The 14,340-nt window shown below is 56.5% G+C and carries 15 protein-coding genes; 4 read left to right on the forward strand and 11 right to left on the reverse strand.

Going from position 1 to position 14,340, the window contains the following annotated elements:
- Positions 1–49: 49 nt before the first annotated feature.
- Both ASQ50_RS01875 and ASQ50_RS01880 read left to right on the forward strand, forming a co-directional pair.
- Positions 50–964, forward strand: coding sequence for an ABC transporter substrate-binding protein (locus tag ASQ50_RS01875; RefSeq protein WP_058091051.1), 915 nt, complete (start codon positions 50–52; stop codon positions 962–964).
- Entirely contained in the window at positions 961–2,892 is a 1,932-nt protein-coding gene (locus tag ASQ50_RS01880) for a response regulator (protein WP_058091052.1), read from the forward strand. The genes ASQ50_RS01875 and ASQ50_RS01880 overlap by 4 nt, the downstream gene beginning before the upstream one ends.
- Positions 2,893–2,905: 13 nt before the next feature.
- Here the strand turns inward: ASQ50_RS01880 and gorA are convergent, their stop codons facing one another.
- Genes gorA through gspE form a run of 11 tightly spaced genes read right to left on the reverse strand, consistent with a single transcriptional unit; the run spans position 2,906 to position 12,759 of the window.
- Positions 2,906–4,267, reverse strand: a complete 1,362-nt coding sequence (gene gorA, locus ASQ50_RS01885; RefSeq protein WP_058091053.1) for a glutathione-disulfide reductase — start codon at positions 4,265–4,267, stop codon at positions 2,906–2,908.
- Positions 4,268–4,293: 26 nt separating this feature from the next.
- Entirely contained in the window at positions 4,294–4,971 is a 678-nt protein-coding gene (locus tag ASQ50_RS01890) for a GNAT family N-acetyltransferase (protein WP_058091054.1), read from the reverse strand.
- 48 nt (positions 4,972–5,019) lie between these two features.
- A complete protein-coding gene (gene gspM / locus ASQ50_RS01895) occupies positions 5,020–5,553 on the reverse strand; it encodes a type II secretion system protein GspM (protein WP_058091055.1) in 534 nt (177 codons plus the stop codon).
- 4 nt (positions 5,554–5,557) lie between these two features.
- Complete coding sequence (gene gspL, locus ASQ50_RS01900; protein ID WP_058091056.1) at positions 5,558–6,865, reverse strand: type II secretion system protein GspL; 1,308 nt, start codon at positions 6,863–6,865, stop codon at positions 5,558–5,560.
- A 2-nt stretch (positions 6,866–6,867) separates the two neighbouring features.
- Positions 6,868–7,878, reverse strand: coding sequence for a type II secretion system minor pseudopilin GspK (gspK, locus tag ASQ50_RS01905; RefSeq protein ID WP_058091057.1), 1,011 nt, complete (start codon positions 7,876–7,878; stop codon positions 6,868–6,870).
- Positions 7,875–8,636, reverse strand: coding sequence for a type II secretion system minor pseudopilin GspJ (gspJ, locus tag ASQ50_RS01910; protein WP_076657117.1), 762 nt, complete (start codon positions 8,634–8,636; stop codon positions 7,875–7,877). The genes gspK and gspJ overlap by 4 nt, the downstream gene beginning before the upstream one ends.
- On the reverse strand, positions 8,636–9,013 hold the full coding sequence (gene gspI, locus ASQ50_RS01915) for a type II secretion system minor pseudopilin GspI (RefSeq protein WP_058091058.1): 378 nt from the start codon (positions 9,011–9,013) through the stop codon (positions 8,636–8,638). Before gspI ends, gspJ begins: the two co-directional genes overlap by 1 nt.
- Complete coding sequence (gene gspH, locus ASQ50_RS01920; RefSeq protein ID WP_374786585.1) at positions 9,007–9,543, reverse strand: type II secretion system minor pseudopilin GspH; 537 nt, start codon at positions 9,541–9,543, stop codon at positions 9,007–9,009. Before gspH ends, gspI begins: the two co-directional genes overlap by 7 nt.
- Positions 9,544–9,996, reverse strand: a complete 453-nt coding sequence (gene gspG, locus ASQ50_RS01925) for a type II secretion system major pseudopilin GspG (protein WP_058091059.1) — start codon at positions 9,994–9,996, stop codon at positions 9,544–9,546.
- Positions 9,997–10,050: 54 nt separating this feature from the next.
- Positions 10,051–11,265, reverse strand: coding sequence for a type II secretion system inner membrane protein GspF (gene gspF / locus ASQ50_RS01930; protein WP_058091060.1), 1,215 nt, complete (start codon positions 11,263–11,265; stop codon positions 10,051–10,053).
- A 3-nt stretch (positions 11,266–11,268) separates the two neighbouring features.
- A complete protein-coding gene (gene gspE, locus ASQ50_RS01935) occupies positions 11,269–12,759 on the reverse strand; it encodes a type II secretion system ATPase GspE (RefSeq protein ID WP_230714764.1) in 1,491 nt (496 codons plus the stop codon).
- Positions 12,760–12,996: 237 nt separating this feature from the next.
- On the opposite strand from gspE, the gene ASQ50_RS01940 reads away from it, so the two are divergent.
- Together ASQ50_RS01940 and ASQ50_RS01945 are read left to right on the forward strand one after the other, a co-directional pair.
- Entirely contained in the window at positions 12,997–13,662 is a 666-nt protein-coding gene (locus ASQ50_RS01940) for a type II secretion system protein N (protein WP_058091061.1), read from the forward strand.
- Between the two features lie 8 nt (positions 13,663–13,670).
- Positions 13,671–14,330 (forward strand): transglutaminase-like cysteine peptidase, encoded by a 660-nt coding sequence (locus tag ASQ50_RS01945; RefSeq protein ID WP_058091062.1) that lies wholly within the window; start codon positions 13,671–13,673, stop codon positions 14,328–14,330.
- Positions 14,331–14,340 lie beyond the last annotated feature (10 nt).

The following is a 14,340-nucleotide window of genomic DNA, read 5'->3' on the forward strand; positions in this document are numbered from 1 at the left end:
CTCTGTTACTGACCAGCCACGATTCCAGCAACGGTTCAGTGGATGCCTGATGGCGCTGGCACTGATACTGTTGTTGCCATGGCCCAGCATTGTCTTCGGGCAAAACGGTCAGCCCGCGCTACCGAGTGTGTACATTGCCGGTTCCGGTAACACCGCCCTGGATCAACACGTGACCCGACTATTACGTTCAGAACTCGGAGAATCGGTTGAACTGGTATTTCTGTCAGAGGGCCAGGAAACTCTTGTATCGGCCAGCCCAGTGATCACCATTGGCCCGGCCGCATTCACTCGTATTCGTCAGATCAACAGAAACGCACAGATACTGGCATTGCTGGTAGAACGCAAGTTTATCCAAGGCTATGTTAACCGCTCCCCTGGGCTGGTGTCTGCGGTGTTTTATGACGTTCCCCTGTTGCGGCAGGCACTGACCGGTAAAGCGATACTGCCTCAGTCCAAGCGCATTGCCTTGCTGGCTTCCACGGAGTCTGTCGAGATCTATGAAGATTTGATGGATCAGCTGGCGGAGTACAGTCTCGAAGCGCGCGTATTCGTCACGGATAGCGACGACCAGTTGATTCCTACCCTTATCAGGGCCCTGAACTACGGTGATTTTCTGCTCGCCGGCCCTGACGACGTCATCTACAACCCAAGAAATATCAAACATATTCTGCTGACCGCCTATCGGCGAAACCGTATCGTCATCGGGCCAAGCCAGGCCTATGTGAAAGCCGGAGTGCTGGCCTCAGGCTATGCCCCCTTCCCGGCCATGGCGGCGAAGGCTGGCGAGTTACTTCAGACATACTTTGATACAGGTAGTTTTCCTGAACCCGTCTATCCGAATGAGTTTCGTGTCGAGGTCAACGAACAGGTGGCCCGATCACTCAATATCCCACTTCCCAGCCGTGAATGGATATCGCAATACCTGGACGACCTGATGCTTTCCAGCCAGGAGGATTCCGAATGAACAGGCAGAATGCATCCCTGTCCAGAAAACTTCTGTTGCTTGGCGCCCTGCCTGCGGTTGTCATGTTTGTTGCCCTAATGGCGTTTTTTACCTCGGCCCGGCTGGAGGACGCGCGTACCGACCTGGCTGAAAGCAGCCAGATGCTGGCGGACAGCCTGGCCCCGGCACTCGAGTACGCTGTGGTTTCCGGCAATATCGCGGCCCTTGAGCAGACACTGAATCAGTCGCTACGGCGTAGCAAAGCCGAGTGGATACGCGTAACCGATGTGATCGGAAAAGAGCTCGGCTTTGTCAGCAATAGTCTTGACAGCTCCTCACAGCGACACCACAACTTCGATATTTACTCTGCGGAAATCCTTCAGGAACCCCTGGAACTTGGAGCAGGCACTGACTGGTTTAACCCCGGCTATGGGTTCAGTTCTGGTTCCTTGCGGGTTGGTGCAGTTGAAGTCGGTGTTGAACCGCGCGTGCTGGCTGATCGCCAGCAGAGTATTCTGTGGTCATCTAGCGCAGTTGGTGTCGCCATGCTGCTGTTCACCATCGTTCTGGTTAACCATTTCCTCAATAATATCCTGCAGCCCATTCGCAGGGTGGCAAGCCGGGTTGATCAACTGATTACCGGTGATTATGACGCCCAGCCCGTGACCACCAAGGGAAACTCCAAAGAGATCGTCGCCATACAGAAACAACTGAACGAGCTGGGGCACCATCTGGAGAAGCTCAGAACCACCCGCGACCAGACCCTGGCGGTGTCGGAAGAGGCCCGGGAAAAGGCCGAACTGGCAAGCCATGCCAAATCTGAATTCCTTGCAACCATGAGCCACGAGCTCAGAACTCCGCTCAATGGGGTACTGGGAATGGTTGAGTTGATCCAGGAGGAACCGTTAACCAAGCGACAGCGGGATTACCTTGGCACTGCCCGGCAGGCAACAGAGGACCTGCTTACCGTCATCTCCGATATTCTCGATTATGCCCGTATGGACAGCGGCACTCTGGAGCTGGAACACCAGGAGTTTGATCTAAGGTCCATTCTGGCCAACTGTGCGGCTTCCTATCGCCATGCAGCAGAGCAGCAAGGCCTGGCACTGGACATCAATTTTCTGGGGGACTGGCCAGACAAACCGGTGGTGGTTGGCGACGCACCTCGAGTCCGACAGATTCTGGCAGGGCTACTGGATAATTCGATTAAATATACCACGAACGGTTTTGTCAGTGTTCGCGCAAGTTGGCTGTCGCTTGAAAGCGGTTGCGTACTGTTCGGCTGTTCCGTCAGTGATTCCGGAGCGGGTATTCCCAGTGACCGCCTTCACAATATTTTCCACACATTCGAACAAGTTGACTCAGGCAACACCCGCGCCCATGACGGCGCAGGACTTGGGCTCTCCCTGATTCAGCGGTTGGTGGAGCTGATGGGTGGGCATATTCAGGTGGAATCGGACCTCGGCGAGGGATCATCGTTCCGCTTTGAACTGCCATTTGAGCTGTCGGATGCCCCGGCCCAGGTTCAAACGGAGCTCCCGGATATCCCGCGGGAGCAGTTGGGACGAAAGTCCTGGGCCCTGGTGGTCGAGGATAATGAGGTAAACCAGAAGGTCTCCACCACGCTACTGAACAAGCTCGGTTTTGAAACCGATACCGCGAATAACGGCCAGGAGGCGGTCGACAAAGTAAAAAACAAACACGAAGGCTACGATGTCATCCTGATGGATTGCCAGATGCCAGTGATGGACGGCTATCAGGCAACCCGAATGATTCGCGAATGGGAACAGGGGAATGGGCAATGCGGTACGCCGATCATCGCCCTGACGGCTGATGTCTCAACAGAAACCGAGGCCACCTGCCGGGCCAGCGGCATGAATGATTACATACCCAAACCGGTACGCCGCGAGACCCTCAGGGAAGTACTAAGCCGCTGGATTCGATTGTAAAGAACCGGAAAGCTTACGCTACCGGTTCACGCATGGTGACAAATTCTTCCGCTGAGGTCGGATGAATACCCATGGTTGAGTCAAACTGCGCCTTAGTGGCGCCGGCCTTGATGGCAACGGCCAGCCCCTGAATAATCTCGCCGGCGTCTGGCCCGACCATATGAGCGCCGAGCACCTTGTCGGTCTCATCGTCCACCACCAGTTTCATCAGGCATCTCTCGTCCCGTCCGCTCAATGTGTACTTCATCGGCCGGAACTCTGAACGGTAAATGCGCAGCCTGTGACCCGATTCCCTGGCCTCTTCCTCAGTCAGACCAACGGTACCGATATTCGGCTGGCAAAACACAGCGGTCGGAATAGCGCTGTAATCCATATCGCCCTGACCGTCACCAAACAGCCGACGCGACAGCACCATGGCCTGGGCCAGTGCCACTGGAGTGAGCTGCGGTGTGCCGATAACATCGCCCAGCGCGGTGATTGAGGGTACCGAGGTCTGGAAATGGTCGTCCACAACGATGTGGCCCGAAGCGTTGAGTTCAATACCCAGCTCCGTCAGGCCAAGGCCGTCAACCAGGGCTCTCCGTCCGGTTGCTGCCATGACAAGACCGGTCTCCAGGCGTTCTCCGTCAGACAACATGACCTGATAGTGGGCGCCTTGAGTCTCAATGGATTCGATGGTGGCGTTGAAACGCAAGTCGACGCCCTTTTTGCGCATCTCCTGCTCGGTGAACCGGCGCACATCGTTATCAAAGCCCCGCAGGAACAAATCACCCCGGTACAACAAGGTGGTTTCCACACCAAGCCCGGCCAGTATGCCGGCGAACTCTACCGCGATATACCCGCCACCCCAAACCACCGCATGACGGGGTAATTGCGGAAGGTAGAACATTTCATTGGAGGTAAGGATGCAGTCTTTACCGGGAACATCCGGCACTACCGGCCAGCTTCCCGTAGCGACTGTGATGTGTTTTGCGCTATAGCTCCGCTCGCCTACCGTAACGGTATTGGCATCGCTGATGGTTGCCGTGCCATTGATGATCTCAACTCCGGCATTCTCGAGCAGGCGACCATAGATGCCATTCAGGCGCTCAATCTCAGCGTTTTTGTTTGCCACCAGAGTGGGCCAGTCGAAGCTGACCTGATCCAGGGGAACTCGCCAGCCATAGCCTGCGGCATCTTCCAGCTCATCATGAACATGGGCGCCGTACACAAACAGTTTTTTCGGAACACAGCCAACGTTAACACAGGTGCCCCCCAGGTAGCGGGACTCCACCACGGCAACCTTCGCGCCCCGCTGTGCCGACATTCTAGCCAGGCGGACCCCACCGGAACCGGCACCAATTACGATCAAATCAAAATCATGGCTGTCTGACACATTCACTCCTGATGACAAATACTGTGTTAATGCGGCGCTGCCTCGTTCCGGGCGTCATTAGCTCCAGATCCAATTTCCCGGAACAGGACATGATCTTCAAAATCACCCAGGCGTATCTTACCCAGGCTGCGGAAGCCCTCGGATTCGTAAAACGGCAGGTATCGGCTGTTACCGGTATCCAGTACCAGCCCCTTGCCCCGGGGATTTTCCTCACAAAGCTTCTCGACCGCCTTTAGCAAAATCCGACCATACCCCTGATTCTGGTATTTCGGGTTGACCCCCATCAAAGGCAACTGATGAGCCTGCGGGTGCGGCAACAAGTCGCGGATTTTCTGATGGTAATCCAGGTATCGGCGAGTCGAGGCAAACCCCGCCGTCAGCACCATGCGAATCCGCCAGCTAAGCTGCTCGGCGAGGTTCATCCGGAGTTCCGGGTCGCCGATGAAGGCCACGGCAATCAGGGTATCCTCTTTCATCACACCAACGGCGTCCTGATTGAGCTCAAGGTACAAGTCAATCAGCTCTCTCACCGTGGCTCTTACCCGCTGGTCATAACCGGCCCTGCGATGATCAAAGAGGTACTGGAACGTTGGATCTTCCCGGTACGCATGGCAAAGAATTGACTGGGCCTCGTTGCGGGCAGTCTCATCAAGACGAACCACGACAGCATCAGAATTATTATTATTTTCCTGCTTATCACGCATTTACTCGCGCTCCTCCGGAATGACCGGTCAGCTTGGGGCATGCCCCTTTCAAATCGTCAGTGTCAGCCGCACGGATACCCGCCCCGGCTCATTTCCCCTGTCCATGGCAGCCTGATCTACAATCACCCCATGCCGGGCATCAAGCTGCTCCAGCCAGGCCGCCACCTCTGCGAACGGTGCCGCTTCAAGCCATACCCGGATGGCAGACTCACCGCTTGGCTCAAATCGCTGCAGCGAAAGCCCCGCTTCGCCTGCGGAGCGGGTAACCAGGGCCATCAGAGCCCGTCCGTCCTCGGGCTTTTCAACGCCGGCCCCCGCCGATGAACCGGAACCTGCGCCACCAAGGCGACGAATGGTTGCCTGGTTTGCCTGCATCCAGGCCAGAAGTTGCTCGGCATTTTCACGACTGGCTTCCGCCTGGTTGCTGAAATCAGCCACAGGCCGCCAGATGCCAAAATAGAGAATGGCCAACAGCAAGGCAATGCCCAGCATCACCAGCGCCTGTCTATCCCGCACCGGCAGTTGATCGTATCTCGCGATAAGCTTGCCGACCGCCGGCTGGTCTTTGATTCGTGCCCACATGGCGTTAGCCTCCCGAAACCGTCAACCGGCCACGGGAGCCGGAGCTTTCATTAACCACAGACCCAATCTGCGCACGCAGTCCCTGATTGGCCAGGCCATTTCTCAGATTACTCATCCGTTCATAACTGTCGGCCCGGACGTCTACCACCAGCTCTCCCCTGTTCCGGCTGTAGTTAATGGAATTAAAGGTAACCGCCTGGGCATTCGCAACCCGGCTGTACTGATCTCCGGTGTATTTCATAAGGGTGATGAAATCCAATTCTTCCTGGCCAGCGCCGGCCACCCTCAACTGGCCCTCAATCACCCGGCGCACATTGCCCGCGTGGGTACGGCGGTCAGCGGGAAAGGCGTCACGGTAGATGGCCATGGCCTGGCTTTGCAGCTCCTCGGCCTCCTGGTTGTGATACACACCCATACCAATCTCAAGCCCCAGCTGAATCACAAACCAGACGGACGCAACTGCAATCAGTGGCTTCCAGGGCTTCAACGGGCTGCTGCCGCTCGTTTTAACGGAGAAGGCGCCCTGGCATAGATTGACCGGGTGACACATATGATGATGGTGGGACCACGCCAGCAGCTCCAGCGCCGTAAATTCCAGGGGCTTCTGCGCCAGATGTACCCGGCCATCGGCACCGCTCAGTTCCAACAATGCCGGCTGCCAGAGTTCCAGCTCGGGCTCGGTTCCATAAACTGTGACCGGTATCTCCGCGACCACCTCTTCAGTGGCTGGCGCGGCCAGGGTAACCCCCAACATGCCTAGATTGGCGGTCTGCAGTCGCAGCCACTCGCCTCGATGACTTACCAGCATGGCCCACTCGCCGTCGAGGCAAGCGGTCCAGCCGTTATCAGTTGTCGGCAACAGGGAGGCATCCGGGTAAATGGCATCCAGGCGCACATGCTCCCAACCTGTAAACAGCTCTAACCACTGCCCCATTTGGGATTGATCTATTGCCGCGACATGGTATCCATCCGAGGTATGACGGCCAAGCGCCAAGTGCACGCTCTCGATGTCCTGGGCAATCTGTTCTTCCACCGCGTATGGCAGCGCCTGGTGTACGAACCGGCTTTGCTTGGCGGGAATGTCAGCCAGGCAAAACAGGGCTTCGTCACCCGGAATAAGGCCAATCAGCAGCACTTTTTCCAATGCATTCTGGCCCAGGGTCTGCTCAATCGCATCCCGGGTATCTGCCGCACCACTGGCCTGGGTATCGCCACTGGCATCCTGTAATAGCCAGCTGAACAGCTGTGATTCCGGGTTCTGGTCCAGGTCTGCGAAGGGCGGGACCGGCCGAACAAAAAGGCGGTAAGACATGGCTATCCTTCTGAGAATGTATATGGCTCTTTGGTGATGCGATTCTTTTGCCCGGAATCCCTGTGCACCGTCCGGACTTCACCCTCCGGACTCCTGAATACCGTGCTGACCATATTAACGACACGATTATCGTAGGTAATCCGTGAAACAACTTCAAAAAAACGGGTTTGCAAGGTCAACCCGGTGGTTTTCAGCCCCATGCCGGAAAACTCGGGCAAAGCGAGGAAATCCTGCAAATTCTCAAACCGCTCTTCTTCTCTCTTGGCCAGAACTGACTCTGCCTGAGCTTCCGTCATGTCATCGTGCAACGACATCAACACCGCGCCAGTGGCGGTATTCACGTTGATCCCGATACCACTGACCGGCAGCGTACTGACATGAGGCCGGAGCGCCACATAGATTTCCTCGGTCATCCCATCGATCAGGCGTAATTCGGTGATTGACACAAACGGCTGATTGGCCGCCCGATACGCCGGCTCCGCTATCAGGTACTGGCCATCTTCGGCGCCATAGGCACTGATGGTCTGGTCATCTGCATCAATCCAGTCAATCAGTGCGTCGACTGAAACAGCGGTAATGCCGAGAGCCCGGAACAGCCGCACCAGTCTGTCGCGGGTCAAAGGGTCTACCTGGCCGTTTGGGGTAACCAGATCATTGAGATTGATGCGCCCTGCAAGGTCATCTATCTGAACCTCCGCCACGCCGTTGTCGTCCAGTGGCAGGATGGCAGCATATTGAGCCCAGAATTCATCGGGGCTGTCCACCATCACGCCGTCCTCCCGGTCCTGCTCAAAATCGCGTACCAGAATCCGGCGGGCGAACTCTTCGGCGCCCAGTGCAATGCTGTGCCCCTGCTGCTGCGCCAGGTAATGCCCGGCCTTGAACACCTGAACACTTTGTTGCCTGCTCATGCCTGTGGCCAGCATCACCACCAGAGCCATGGCCAGCAGCACCATGATCAGCGCTACGCCCTGCTGTCCGGACGGTTTACTCCTGACCGGTTGCCGTTTCATGTGCCGGCCCCTTGCTGGGTATCCTGAACTTCCTGAGATTCTTCTTCATCGGTATCCGAGTTGCCCGTCGCCCCCTGCTGCTGGTTAACCACGGCCTGTGCCTGGGCAAGGTCAAAGTCAGCCAGGGCAAAGGTTCTGACCAGTTCTCCGAACAGTTCATGCTCCAGAGTAATTTCAATGCCCCTCGGCATGGGCAGGACTGGCCTTGCACCGGGCGACAGGCTGGCGAGGTCCTGATCTGACGGCCAGTCGTCCTGCCAGTTCAGTTGACTGTTCAGAAAGCGAATTTCGAGCGACACCACGTTGTCCAGTAACAGCAGATCCTGGCTGTTATCTTCCTGCCCCTGGTCAACCGTCGGCCAGTAGCGGCGCCGGAGCTCGGTCCCGGTGTATTCCCAGGCAACCCGTTGCAGCCCACTGCGCCTCAGGCCAAGGGGGTTGCGCCAACCCTGGCGGGTTAATACCAGTTCAAAAGCGTCCTCACGACTGCTGAGTGCGGGCCGGAAGTCGCCGTAGACATCCCGAATCGGCCGGTTAACCAATTGGTTCAGGTCCCTCTCCAGCAGTAACATGGTTTTCTGGAGGTTTTCGAACTCGCCAGACACATCATTTACCCGGTCCCGCGCAGTCACCACGCCATTGATCACCTGCCATACGCCGAGGCCGATAACAGCGGTGATGGTCACCGCAATCAACACTTCCATCAAGGTAAAACCGGAACTGGTGTGAAGACCTGAATAGCCTGAACGGGAGCGCATCACTTCTCCCCAAGAAATGCTGACAGGGTATGCACCGGAACCGGGTCGCCCCCACTGTCAGTGTAGCGGGCAACGGTTACTTCCACCCGACGCATGCTCGGCTCGGCGGTGCCTTGAACAACCGTGGTGACCCGCCACCGGTACTGGCCGAAATCCTGATCATCGGAGTTTTCGGAAATGCCCGGCAACGCCTCTTGCAAACGGAGTTCATTAATCCGGTTATCGGCCACCCAGCCGGCCAGGGTTTTATCGCGAACCCGTTCGTAGCTTGCGATGTACTGGCTACCCACCTCCGCTGCGGCGGTGGCGATCAACCCGAACACCAGCAAGGCAATCAGCACTTCAAGCAGCGTGAAACCTCTGACTGTGTTTACCATGCCTCATCCTCACTGCCCGGCTTTCGCCACTGAAGCGGGGATACACCGTCAGATTCGATTACGTGCATGTCGTCGGTGTTGTTGCCGATGGTGAACTCAATAATAAAGGGTGTGGTTTCGCCACTGGAGAAAAACACCACATCCGGGCGCAGACGATCTTCTGCCGAGGTCAGGCGGGGCGCGTCGTTCTCAATGTAATCAGTGAGGGTTAGCCATTCAGGCAAGGGCCTGGCACGGAACAGCCGCTCCCCGGACAACTTCCATTCACCGGTGTCATCCTGATACGACACGAATCGGTAGTTGTCGTCCTCAATTAACAGCCCAAGCTCCAGATTGTTCAGGATCGCCTGTTCCGATGCGGTTTGCATCAGCAGGAACAGGTCCTGAACGGTATTCTCCAACTCTCGCTTCTGGGAACTTCCGGCCATGTTGAACACCGCCAACGCGGCCAGAAGCCCGACAATAATCAGGACAACCAGAATTTCAATCAGCGTAAAACCGATTTGGTTCGCCCTGCGTTTCACAATCAATCAGTTCCCGGTATTCCAGACGCTGATATCGGCGGCATCGCCTTCACCACCTTCCTGGCTGTCAGAGCCGAAGGAGTAAAGATCGTAGGGACCCTCCGTTCCGGGGCTCACGTACTGGTACTCGTTACCCCAGGGATCTTCCGGGACGCTTTTCAGGTAGCCGTCTGCGTTCCAGTTACGGGGTTCGGGTGACCCACTGGGCCGGCGCACCAACGCTTCCAGACCTTGCTGTGTAGACGGGTAATGGCTGTTATCCAGGCGGTAGAGGTCCAGGGCATTGGCAATATTGCTGAGCTGGGTTTCCGCCACCGTCACTTTAGCCTGGTCGCTACGGCCCATGATGTTGGGTGCCACAATCGCTACCAGCAAGCCAAGGATGACCATCACCACCATGATTTCAATCAGCGTGAAGCCTTTGTTACGGGCCTGGTTCGGGTTCTGTTTCATACTCATCGTTCCACTCATCATTGACCTGGGTCTTGGGTTAGTCAGTCTTCAAGGCAGGCATCAGCCCACCAGATTGCTCATGTTCAGAATGGGCAGCATGATCGCCAATACGATGATCAGCACCACAACGCCCATCACCAGCAGCATCAACGGCTCAAACAGGCCGACAATGGCGGCAATTTTCGACTGCAGGGTGTTCTCCTGCATCCGGGCGGTGCGCTCCAGCATGCCGTCCAGCTCACCACTGGCCTCGCCGCTGGCAATCATGTGCAACATCATTGGCGGAAAATAGCCGGTCTGGTCCAGCGACCGATGCAACGAACCGCCCTCACTGACTTTACGTGCTGCATCTTTCAGCTCTTTGCGCAGGTAGTCGTTTGACAATACCTCACCGGCGATTTTCATGGCCTCCACCAGAGGTACACCACTGGTGGTCAGGATGCTCAGGGTGCTTGCATAACGCGCAGTGTTCACACCCCGAACCATGCCCGAGAACAACGGAAGATGTAACAACTGCTTGTGAAATTTCATCCGGAACCCGGGTTTGTTCAGGGCAACCCGAAAACCAACCAGTGCCAACATCAACAGGATAAAGAGATAGACACCATAAGTGCCGAGAAATTCCGACACCGATAACATGGCCATGGTCAGCCCGGGCAAGTCCTGTCCTTGCCGGACAAACACCTCGATGATATCCGGCACCACGTAGGTCAGCAGGAAGACCACGATAGCGATAGCAACCACACTGAGAATGATCGGGTAGATCGCGGCCAACTGAATTTTCTGCCGGGCTTCCTGGCGGTTTTCGGTGTAGTCCGCCAGCCGGTTCAGCACCAGGTCCAGGTGGCCGGCGTGTTCACCGGCAGCAACGGTGGATCGATAAAGCCGGGGAAATGCTCTTGGAAACTCACCAAAGCTGTCCGCCAGCGTGTAGCCTTCCATCACTTTGGCCCGAATCGCGATTAACATGCTGCGGATGCGGGGCTTGGTGGATTGCTGCGCGGCTGCACTGAGTGCCTGTTCGATGGGAATGCCTGACTGAATCAGGGTGGCCAGTTGGCGGGTTACCAGGGCGAGGTCCGCCGCACTCAGGGAGCCTCGATTACTGAACGGGTTGGTTCTGGCCTGCTGTTTGTCAACGGCTGGTTCAACGGTCAGCGGGGTTAACCCTCGCTCCCGCAATTGCTGACGAACAGCACGGGCAGCGTCTGCCTCCAGAACACCCTGCTTCTGCTTTCCCCGTTGGTCCAGCGCTTTGTAAACGTAGGCTGGCATGGATTACTGGCTCCGGTGGGTAACGCGCAGAACTTCTTCCACGGTGGTAGTGCCTTCAAGGATCTTTTTGACCCCATCCGCATGAATACTCGGGCTACGAAGGCGAGCGGCTTTCTCCAGGTCCATCTCCCCTGCCCGTTTGTGAATCAGCGTGCTGATTTCTTCGGTAATTTCCACCACCTCATAGATACCGATACGCCCACGGTATCCCAGCTGGTTGCAGTGTTCACAGCCTTTGGCCCGATAAATGGTGGGCGGATTGGCCGGGTCCTGCTGCAGGAATTCGCAATGTTCTTCGGTCGGCGTATAGGGTTCGCGACAATGGGTACACAACACCCGCACCAGACGCTGGGCAACAATACCCACCAGGCTTGAGGAAATCAGGAAGGGTTCAATGCCCATATCCATCAAGCGGGTAATGGCACCCACTGCAGTATTGGTATGCAGGGTTGAGAGCACAAGGTGACCGGTCAAACTGGCCTGAACGGCAATCTCCGCCGTTTCCAGATCCCGGATTTCACCAATCATGACCACATCCGGGTCCTGGCGCAGGATAGCCCGAAGCCCCCGGGCGAAGGTCATATCCACCTTGGTGTTGACCTGGGTCTGGCCGATACCAGGCAGGTTGTATTCGATGGGGTCTTCGACGGTCAGAATATTGCGGCTTCGGTCGTTGATCTCCTGCAATGACGCGTACAGGGTTGTCGACTTACCGGAACCGGTCGGGCCAGTAACCAGAAGAATCCCGTAAGGGCGGTAGATGAGTTTGCGCAGGATCTTGAGGTCATTTCCCGCCATGCCCAGGGATTCCAGCCGAATGGTACCCGCCTGTTTATCCAGCAAACGCAGCACCACCCGCTCGCCACTGGACGACGGCATGGTGGACACCCGGATATCCACTTCCCGTCCTGCCACCCGGAGCGCTATACGGCCATCCTGGGGTACCCGCTTTTCAGCGATATCCAGTTTTGCCATAACCTTGATGCGGGAAACCAGCAAAGGCGCCAGAGCCCGTTTCGGCTGAACCACCTCACGCAGCACGCCATCAACGCGGAAGCGCACTACCAGGTGCTTTTCATAGGTTTCGATATGCACGTCCGAAGCGTTGGTCTTCACCGCCTCAGTGAGAATGGCGTTGATCAGGCGAATGATCGGGGCGTCGTCTTCCTGCTCCAGAAGATCTTCGGTCTCCGGCACGGAATCCGCCAGCGATGCCAGGTCCATGTCATCGCCAATACCCTCCACCATCTGCATGGCTTCGGCCGAATCGTTCTGATATGCAGCGTTCAGGGCCTGGTCAAAACGGTTTGCTTCAATTGTGGTAAAGCGGGCCCGACCACCACTGATCCGGTTTGCTTCAGCAAGTGCAGAGTGGGACGCACCCGGTCGCACCAGGATAATCGCTTCACCGTCTTCATTGCGGGTAAGAATGACACCGTTGCGCTTGGCAAAGGTGAACGGAAGACGGCCCAGCGGCGCATCCTGCGGCTGCATTTCGGTTTCGGTGGTCAAGGTCTTCCTCGTTGTTTCCGTCAGATCATTCATTATTCTTCTGGGACTTTCCGGCGCTGGAAAAATCCTTTATTTCTTTAGCCATACAAAGGCACTAAAAAAGGCTACCACAGGAATGGGAACCACTGAACAACTCTATACACTATACTGCCACTAATTCATTTCAGTCTGATAACCTGTGAGCTTTTTACGCCTACGATCATTCACTCAGGAAACTCGATGCTCGCTCTTGATCAAAGGATCCCATTATTACTTGCGCTGACTGCGGTTGTAGCCATGCTAGGGCTGACCAGCTGGCAGGCATACCAGTTCTGGCAAACTGAGTCGCAGCGTGCCCTGCCCCAGATGCAGGCAGCAGGCAATAGCACCGACGCACCAAGGCAGAACGTGCCTGAAGTACAACTGGCTAACCTGACCCTGTTCGGCACAGCCGCGGACACTGGTAGCGCGGTGGAGGTGGATACCGAGAATCTTCCGGAAACCAACCTCAGGCTTTCGCTGCGCGGTGTGCTGGCTGCTGACGGCGAGTTTCCGGGCAGCGCACTTATCGAGGATGACAAAGGCAAGACCGAAGCATATCTGGTGGGCAGCGAACTCCCGGGCAACGCCAAACTCCGTACGGTCTTCCCGAACAGGGTCATCATTGAACGCGCAGGAAAGCTCGAAAACCTCTATTTCCCGGAGCTTGATGATCGCTCGGGTGTTTCACTCGCCAGTACCAGTGCAGAAGCGCTCGACCGAGAGATTCAGCAACGGCAAACACCCCAGCCCGCACAACGTGCATCGTCCAGCGGCACGGCAACGCCCGCGGGCGAACAACAACGACGAGAGGAGATCAGGCAGCGACTGGAGCAATTACGCCAACGGCTACAGAACAGTAATTGAGGCCTGATATGGCAACGGCAACCTGGTCTGCGCGTCGCCATTCGATTTTACTGCCTCTGGTATTTGCCATTTCCCTGGCAGGCGCCATAGAACTCAGTGACCGACTGATGACCTACGTCCTCAGCGAGTTCGGCCAGGAAGCTCATCAAAGGCTGCAAGACTGGCAGCGACTGCATCAATTGGCCCGTAATGCCCCCATCGACCGACAGCTTCGCCTGGTCAATTCGTTCTTTAACCGGATCCCTTTTGTCAGTGACATCCAGCATTGGGGGGAGGAAGACTACTGGGCCACGCCCGTAGAATTGCTGACCACCAACGGCGGAGACTGCGAAGACTTTTCCATCGCCAAGTACCTGACACTCCGAGCCATGGGCGTTCCCGACGAAGAGCTGCGCATTATCTATGTGAAAGCCCTGGAGCTGAACCAGGCCCATATGGTTCTGGCCTGGTACAAGACCCCGGATGCCGATCCATTGATCCTCGACAACCTGATAAACGACATTAAGCCCGCCTCTCAACGAACTGATCTTGAACCGGTTTATAGTTTCAACGGTGAAGGCCTCTGGCTCAACCGTTCTTCTGGCGAGCGGTCGAGGATTGGCGACGCCCAGAGGCTTGAACACTGGCAGGACCTTAACCGGCGGTTAACGGAGTCGATGCGGCATTAGCGTTTGGTCT

It is taken from the genome of Marinobacter sp. LQ44, from assembly GCF_001447155.2.
Taxonomy (GTDB): domain Bacteria; phylum Pseudomonadota; class Gammaproteobacteria; order Pseudomonadales; family Oleiphilaceae; genus Marinobacter.

Bases quoted from the DNA above. Each gene is read 5' to 3' on its own strand.
- gspL (WP_058091056.1), bottom strand. From the start codon at position 6,865: ATGTCTTACCGCCTTTTTGTTCGGCCGGTCCCGCCCTTCGCAGACCTG.
- gspI (WP_058091058.1), bottom strand. From the start codon at position 9,013: ATGGTAAACACAGTCAGAGGTTTCACGCTGCTTGAAGTGCTGATTGCC.
- ASQ50_RS01875 (WP_058091051.1), top strand. From the start codon at position 50: ATGGCGCTGGCACTGATACTGTTGTTGCCATGGCCCAGCATTGTCTTC.
- ASQ50_RS01940 (WP_058091061.1), top strand. From the start codon at position 12,997: ATGCTCGCTCTTGATCAAAGGATCCCATTATTACTTGCGCTGACTGCG.
- gspE (WP_230714764.1), bottom strand. From the start codon at position 12,759: ATGCAGCCGCAGGATGCGCCGCTGGGCCGTCTTCCGTTCACCTTTGCC.
- gspK (WP_058091057.1), bottom strand. From the start codon at position 7,878: ATGAAACGGCAACCGGTCAGGAGTAAACCGTCCGGACAGCAGGGCGTA.
- ASQ50_RS01945 (WP_058091062.1), top strand. From the start codon at position 13,671: ATGGCAACGGCAACCTGGTCTGCGCGTCGCCATTCGATTTTACTGCCT.
- ASQ50_RS01890 (WP_058091054.1), bottom strand. From the start codon at position 4,971: ATGCGTGATAAGCAGGAAAATAATAATAATTCTGATGCTGTCGTGGTT.
- gspF (WP_058091060.1), bottom strand. From the start codon at position 11,265: ATGCCAGCCTACGTTTACAAAGCGCTGGACCAACGGGGAAAGCAGAAG.
- gspG (WP_058091059.1), bottom strand. From the start codon at position 9,996: ATGAGTATGAAACAGAACCCGAACCAGGCCCGTAACAAAGGCTTCACG.
- ASQ50_RS01880 (WP_058091052.1), top strand. From the start codon at position 961: ATGAACAGGCAGAATGCATCCCTGTCCAGAAAACTTCTGTTGCTTGGC.
- gspJ (WP_076657117.1), bottom strand. From the start codon at position 8,636: ATGCGCTCCCGTTCAGGCTATTCAGGTCTTCACACCAGTTCCGGTTTT.
- gspM (WP_058091055.1), bottom strand. From the start codon at position 5,553: ATGTGGGCACGAATCAAAGACCAGCCGGCGGTCGGCAAGCTTATCGCG.